This is a genomic window from Gilliamella sp. wkB171 (assembly GCF_001693755.1).
GTDB lineage: Bacteria > Pseudomonadota > Gammaproteobacteria > Enterobacterales > Orbaceae > Gilliamella > Gilliamella apicola_F.
The window spans coordinates 23,254-30,016 of the sequence record NZ_LYST01000032.1; the positions used below are offsets into that span (position 1 = coordinate 23,254).

The window sequence follows — 6,763 nt, forward strand, 5'->3', positions numbered from 1 at the left end:
TGCAATTAAAATAGATTTACTTTAGACCAAATGCTTTGGGGATTGATAGCTTATTTACAAATTTCGCTATCAAGTCCATTTTCACATGCTTTTTTGTACCAATTTTGCGCTTGTTCTGGATCTCTTTTTACCGCATTTCCATCTTCATACATGATACCTAAATTATACTGTGCTTCGGGTTGATCTTGAGCTGCGGCCCTTTCAAACCATTCTTTCGCCAATTTCAAATCTTTTTCAACGCCTTTGCCTTCATAATATATCCACGCTAAATTAGTTTGTGCTTCAGCATCACCTTGAAGTGCTGCCTTTTCAAACCACTCTTTTGCTTTGGTATAATTTTGCTCTATTCCTTCGCCTGTGTCATACATAATGCCTAAATTGAATTGAGCATCGACAAAACCTTGTGTAGCTGCTTTTTCGTACCATGTTTTTGCTTGAGTAAAATCTTGTTCAACACCTCTACCATTCTCGTACATCATGCCTAAATTAAATTGCGCATCAACATCACCTTGTGATGCGGCTTGCTCAAACCAGTTTTTAGCTTGAACATAATCTGGAGCACTTCCCATACCAGTATAGTAAATTTGTCCTAAATTGAATTGAGCCTCAACAATACCTTGCGATGCCGCTTTTTCATACCATTGCTTAGCTTTTTCATAGTCCGGTTCAACACCTTTACCCTGTTCATACATTACACCTAAATAAAATTGTGCTTCAGGATCGTTTTGTTCTGATGCTAATTTAGACAAATCGTTAATACTTAAATTTTTAATATCTTGTGCACTTACTGCATTAGTTAAAAATAAAAAAAATAAAATAATTGTGTAAAATTTTTTCACTTCTTATTCCTTAACTACGAGATAGTTATATTATTTAGATTATCGTATTTACATTTTATTCTAGCAATATAAATAATGATTACCAATGAATTTTAATTAAGTTTTTTAAATCACATTTATGCTTAAACTGGACGATAACCGCAAAATATCAAAACAATAGTAGGTTTGTCGTAATTATTTAGGAGGCGACAGCCTCCTTTGTAGTGAGTTAAATTTTGTTAATTATTTACAAATTGGATGATCAACACCATTTTCACAAGCTTTTTCAAACCATTCTGATGCTTTGTCGTCATCTTTTGGTAAACCACCCATACCGTTTTGATACATCACACCTAAGTTAAATTGTGCTTCTGGTTTTCCTTGCTGAGCAGCTTTTTCCATCCAAACTCTTGCTTTATCGTAATCTTTTTTGACACCTTCGCCTAACAAATACATTTGACCATATTGATATTGTGCATTAACAAAACCTTGTTCTGCAGATTTTTCAAAAAGCTCTCGGGCTTTTGCAAAATTTTGCGATACACCACGACCATTTTGATACAAAGTTGCTAAATTGTATTGACCATGCTGATCATTTTGCGCTGCTGATTTTTCATATAACTGTTTAGCTTTTTCATAACTTTGTTCACCAGCAATACCATTTTCATAAAAAACACCTAAATTAGACTGTGCCGGTGCATAACCTTGGGCCGCTGATTTTTCGTATAATTCTCTCGCTTTAGCTTGATCTTTTTCAACATTTATACCGTCTTGATAATCTTGTGCTAAAGAGTATTGTGCTTTAGCATCATTTTTTTCATTAGCAAGTTTAATAATTTCTTCTCGAGGCAGTTTTTCTATATCTTCTAAAGAGGTTTCTGCATTGGCTATACCCGCTAAAAACAAAAACAGTAAGCTTGTGGTTAATATTTTTTTCATGTTTTTTCCTTATCATCTTTATAGGTTAAATAATTTATATTATTTCTATTGTTGTGCTTGGTAATATTGTCAAAATTATTGATCAATAACAACTGACAACATTAATTTTTTGACTAATATCAAAATTTTTTTAAGAAAAATAGGTGATTGATTTCAGAGTGACTATTTACGATGAAAAATCTAATGATAAGGTGAATAAAATCAATTTTATAAATATATCTGTGGAGGATAAATACTATTTACACACAAACTATTTAATTATCTTGTGTTTGAAACTGATGCTTTATTTAAGGTCGATAGCGTAACTAAAACAAGGCAAATAAAAATGAATACTACTCCCAACCAACCTGAAAAAGATAGATACTCATCGATAATTAACATGGCTAAAATAGCTGCAATAACCGGCTCTAATAGTGTAATAGTCGTTGCTGTGCTAGCCGATATTTTTGAAAGCCCATAACCATAACATAAATACCCGATAAACATGGGAATCAATGCCATATAAAGGCTTATGGTTATATTGATTAATGAATCAAACAACTGAGTTCCAGCTAAAATCATAACTGGAATTAACAATAAACCTCCGCATCCAAATGTCGTTCCCATCGCTGACTTGCCAGATATACCCTTTAACATCATTTGACGAGCCGACCAAGAGTATAATGCATAAGTGAATCCAGCAATTAAACCAAGCAAAATACCAATAGCCAAATGACTATATTGCGTTGATGTCGCGCTATTTTCAGAAAAACAAAGAAGCATAATGCCTAAAATGCCAAAAGCCGCACCAATAACCCATTGTTTAGTAATATGAAAATCCTTGCTACTGTACTCAATTATTGCTGAAAGAATCGGTGCCGTTCCAATGGATACTACTGTACCAACAGTCACACCAGATAGTCGCATAGAAGAGTAAAATGCTAGCGGATAAAGGGAAACAGCAATACTTCCAACCAGTAAAAAACCTAAGTGATTTGCTATTAACCTACGTTCTTTAATTATATTAGATAGAGCAAAAATAGATTGTAATAATCCCCCAACCCCCATGGCAAAGGAACCAATAAATAAAGGAGAGAGTGATGGGGCTAAGGTTGCTGCCGTACCTGTTGTACCCCATAAGATTGATGCCAATATGACGGCAATAACACCGAAAGAACGATTCATTGTGACTTAAAGTGAGTTAGTTTTTTACTCAATGTTTTGCACTTGTTCTCTAATTTGTTCAATAAGAACTTTTAGTTCAATAGCACTTGCTGTCACATCGGCATTGATTGATTTAGAGGCAATTGTATTCGATTCGCGGTTAAATTCTTGCATCATGAAATCCAATCTACGCCCCACTGCTTCGTTTTTCTTTAAAATCGAATAGGTTTCTTTCACATGCGTTGTTAAACGATCAAGCTCTTCTGCTACATCAATACGTTGGGCAAGCATAACGATTTCCTGCTCAAGACGAGAGTTATCAAGTTCTATATTCGCTTCTTCAAGTTTGCTTTTCAGTTTCTCTTTTTGCCATTCCAGTATTTGAGGCATACACTTTTTAATGTTACTAACTTGTTCTGTAATACCTTCTAATCGTTGAATGATCAAATCACGAAGAGCTTGCCCTTCTCGTTCACGAACGGTGATAAATTCATCAATGGTAATATCCAATAGTGCTAAAATCTCTTGCGAAATCGTATCAAGGTTTTGCTCTTTCGCTGATAACACACCTGGCCAACGCAATACATCGATAGGATTGACTTCAGCAGCTTGATGTTCGGTTTTAATCCAATCTGCAGCAGTTAAAATTTGTTTTGCTAATTCTTTATTGAGTAATAATTCTTGACCTTGTGCAGCAGAATCCAATTCAAAGCGCAAATTACATTCAATTTTTCCTCGAGTTAAACGATTACGTAGGCGTTCACGAATAATAGGCTCTAACGATCGAAACTGTTCTGGCAAACGGATATACGTTTCTAAATATCGTTGGTTGACTGAACGTAATTCCCACGAAGCATTACCCCATTGTTGATTTAGTTCTTTTCTTGCATAAGCCGTCATACTTGAAATCATAATTGCACCCTAAAATTGAAAAACTTGCTGGGCATTGTATCACAAATTCTGTATAATATGCTCTTAGCTTAGGCTAAACATCAACGTAATCCAGTTGATGTCCTCCTAAATGATTAGCTCAATACGATAATTTTTTAAATTAAACTGCTGGAGAATTGCATGCGCCCGTCTGGTCGATCTGCGGAACAAGTCCGCCCAATCAAAATAACCCGTCATTATACTAAGCATGCAGAAGGTTCTGTATTGGTTGAATTTGGTGAAACCAAAGTACTTTGTAATGCCACCGTTGATGAAGGTGTTCCACGCTTTTTAAAAGGTCAAAATCAAGGTTGGGTTACCGCCGAATATGGCATGTTACCTCGCGCAACCAATTCAAGAACACAGCGCGAAGCGGCGAAAGGTAAACAAACTGGACGTACAATGGAAATTCAACGCCTTATCGCACGTTCATTACGAGCAATGATTGATCTTAAATTACTGGGTGAATATACCATTACATTAGATTGTGATGTCATTCAAGCTGATGGTGGCACCAGAACAGCTTCAATAACTGGTGCTTGTGTCGCGCTTAATGATGCCATCAACCAAATGTTGGTTAAAGGACAAATTAAACAAAATCCAATTAAATCTTTAGTCGCTGCGGTATCTGTTGGTATTGTTGAAGGCGAAGCATTATGTGATTTGGAATATATTGAAGATTCTAATGCAGAAACCGATATGAATGTTGTCATGACCGACGATGGTCGAATTATTGAAGTACAAGGCACGGCCGAAGGTGAACCGTTCAGCCACGATGAATTATTAAAGTTATTGGAACTCGCTAAAAATGGTATTGCCACCATTATTGAAACACAAAAACAGGCCTTAAAAGATTAATTGGAGATAATCGATGAAATCATATAAAAGTGAATTTATAGAATTTGCTTTAGAAAGGCAAGCATTAAAATTTGGTGAATTCACCTTAAAATCTGGCCGTAAAAGCCCCTATTTTTTTAATGCAGGACTCTTTAACACTGGCAAAGATCTAGCTTTATTAGGTCGTTTTTATGCAGCAGCATTAACCGATGCTAATTTACAATATGATGTCATTTTTGGTCCAGCCTATAAAGGTATTCCTATCGTCTCATCAACGGTTGTTGCACTTTCAGAACACCATAATGTTGATGTGCCTTATTGTTTTAATCGCAAAGAAGCGAAAGATCATGGTGAAGGCGGAAATTTAGTAGGAAGTTCTATTTATCAACAGCGAGTTATGTTAGTTGATGATGTAATTACAGCCGGTACAGCCATTCGTGAATCAATGCGAATACTTGAAGACAACAAATCTGAATTAGCAGGTGTGCTCATCTGCTTGGATCGTCAAGAAAAAGGACGCGGTGACCTTTCAGCTATTCAAGAGATTAAACAAACTTATCAATGTGATGTCATTTCAATCATTACGCTAGATGACTTGATTCAATATTTATATAAAGATCCCGCCCGCCAAGACCAAGTTAAACAGGTCGAGGCTTATCGCGCGGAATATGGTATCAGATAAACTTTTCCCACTCAATTAAACTCATCTAACAAGCGCCTTTATGGCGCTTTTTATTTAAGCATATTGCTGAGTTCATCAATGGTGATTACTTTCTACCCAAATAATTTAACTAATACCATGTATACTGATAGAATAACCTCATAATTATTAATAACTATGTAATTTTTTCAAGAATAAGTGAGGAGGTAAAACATGGAAGAATCGTTCAAACCACGGAGTCTGTCAATCAGTGAATTATTTGGAGATACAACAAGTTTATACAAAATACCTAAATACCAACGTCCTTATAAATGGGAAAGTGAACAAGTTGAACAATTATGGGATGATATTTTGGAATCTCATGAAAATGGTGTGATAAATTATTTTCTTGGTTCAGTGATAACAGCTAGTTCTTATGATGAACCTCTATCGCCATATATCGATGTGGTTGATGGACAACAAAGATTAACAACGCTTATGATACTCTTTTGTGTTATACGCGATCACTTTCCAAATCTTAATGAAAACGATTGTGAAAATCCATTAGCAGTAAATATAGATATCATACGTTCAGCAATTATTTTTAACGGTCGAGCGGAACGTTTAAGACTTTACACACATCGAACTCATCAATCTGATTTCCAACAATATATTTTAGATGAAGGAGCTACAAAACTATTAACTGCCCCTTATAAATATCAGATTAAAAATGAGCAAGAACCTAAATTTAAATTTATTAATACTGCTTTAATTTTTATTGACAAATTGAGTTTGTTAGATGCAGATCAACTTGGAAAATTAATCAATTATTTATTTTATAAAGTTAAAATTATTCGTATTGATTGTACTAGTCGGGATTTCGCCATTAAATTATTTCAGGTATTGAATAATCGAGGATTAGATTTAACTTCTGCTGATTTAATCAAAAGTTTTTTATTAGAAAAACTATATAAAAAATATCAAGATGATATAACAACTTCAAAATTAAAAGAAGACACATTCATGTTTGATTGGCGTGAAATGGAACAAGTTATCAAACAATGTGATGATATGAGTTTAAATGATTTATTCATTATTTACGCGCATTATTTACTAGGATCAAATCAAAAGAAATCATTTACTGAAGAATTACAGAGTTTATTTCAAGATCAAGACCCAAATCAAGTTGTTGCTTCTCTGAAATCTTTTGCTAAAAATTATTACGAACAAATATATTGTTCAAAAAATAAAATTATTTATTCTTTCTGGTATTTACGCTGGAGCAATTATTGGAAAGCTATACTAATGACTGCAATAACAACCAAATATGCTGATTTTGAAGCCTTGACTATTGAGCTTAGACGTTTCTACTACTTATATTGGATTGCTGGCAAAACATTATCACAAGTAAAACAAACTTCATTTAATATTATTAAAGCAATAAAAGAGAAAAAAC

Annotated in this window: 7 protein-coding genes; 3 read left to right on the forward strand and 4 right to left on the reverse strand. The window is 34.2% G+C overall.

Annotated elements, in window-relative coordinates; all coding sequences use genetic code 11:
* Nucleotides 1-50: 50 nt before the first annotated feature.
* The 4 genes from A9G03_RS03865 to A9G03_RS03880 form a co-directional block, all read right to left on the reverse strand.
* Nucleotides 51-839: a tetratricopeptide repeat protein gene (locus tag A9G03_RS03865; RefSeq protein ID WP_065635115.1), complete on the reverse strand. Its 789-nt coding sequence runs from the start codon at nucleotides 837-839 to the stop codon at nucleotides 51-53.
* Between the two features lie 222 nt (nucleotides 840-1,061).
* Nucleotides 1,062-1,757, reverse strand: coding sequence for a tetratricopeptide repeat protein (locus tag A9G03_RS03870; RefSeq protein WP_065798454.1), 696 nt, complete (start codon nucleotides 1,755-1,757; stop codon nucleotides 1,062-1,064).
* A 258-nt stretch (nucleotides 1,758-2,015) separates the two neighbouring features.
* Nucleotides 2,016-2,921, reverse strand: a complete 906-nt coding sequence (locus tag A9G03_RS03875; protein ID WP_065798455.1) for a DMT family transporter — start codon at nucleotides 2,919-2,921, stop codon at nucleotides 2,016-2,018.
* A gap of 24 nt (nucleotides 2,922-2,945) precedes the next feature.
* The gene (locus tag A9G03_RS03880; RefSeq protein ID WP_065798456.1) at nucleotides 2,946-3,812 is read right to left on the reverse strand and encodes a YicC/YloC family endoribonuclease; all 867 of its coding nucleotides are present in this window, start codon (nucleotides 3,810-3,812) and stop codon (nucleotides 2,946-2,948) included.
* A 159-nt stretch (nucleotides 3,813-3,971) separates the two neighbouring features.
* On the opposite strand from A9G03_RS03880, the gene rph reads away from it, so the two are divergent.
* The 3 genes from rph to A9G03_RS03895 form a co-directional block, all read left to right on the forward strand.
* Nucleotides 3,972-4,688, forward strand: a complete 717-nt coding sequence (gene rph, locus A9G03_RS03885) for a ribonuclease PH (protein WP_065635119.1) — start codon at nucleotides 3,972-3,974, stop codon at nucleotides 4,686-4,688.
* 13 nt (nucleotides 4,689-4,701) lie between these two features.
* Nucleotides 4,702-5,349, forward strand: coding sequence for an orotate phosphoribosyltransferase (gene pyrE / locus A9G03_RS03890; protein WP_065635120.1), 648 nt, complete (start codon nucleotides 4,702-4,704; stop codon nucleotides 5,347-5,349).
* A gap of 192 nt (nucleotides 5,350-5,541) precedes the next feature.
* Nucleotides 5,542-6,763 (forward strand): DUF262 domain-containing protein (locus A9G03_RS03895; protein WP_065798457.1); only part of this gene is annotated, 1,222 nt, incomplete at its 3' end.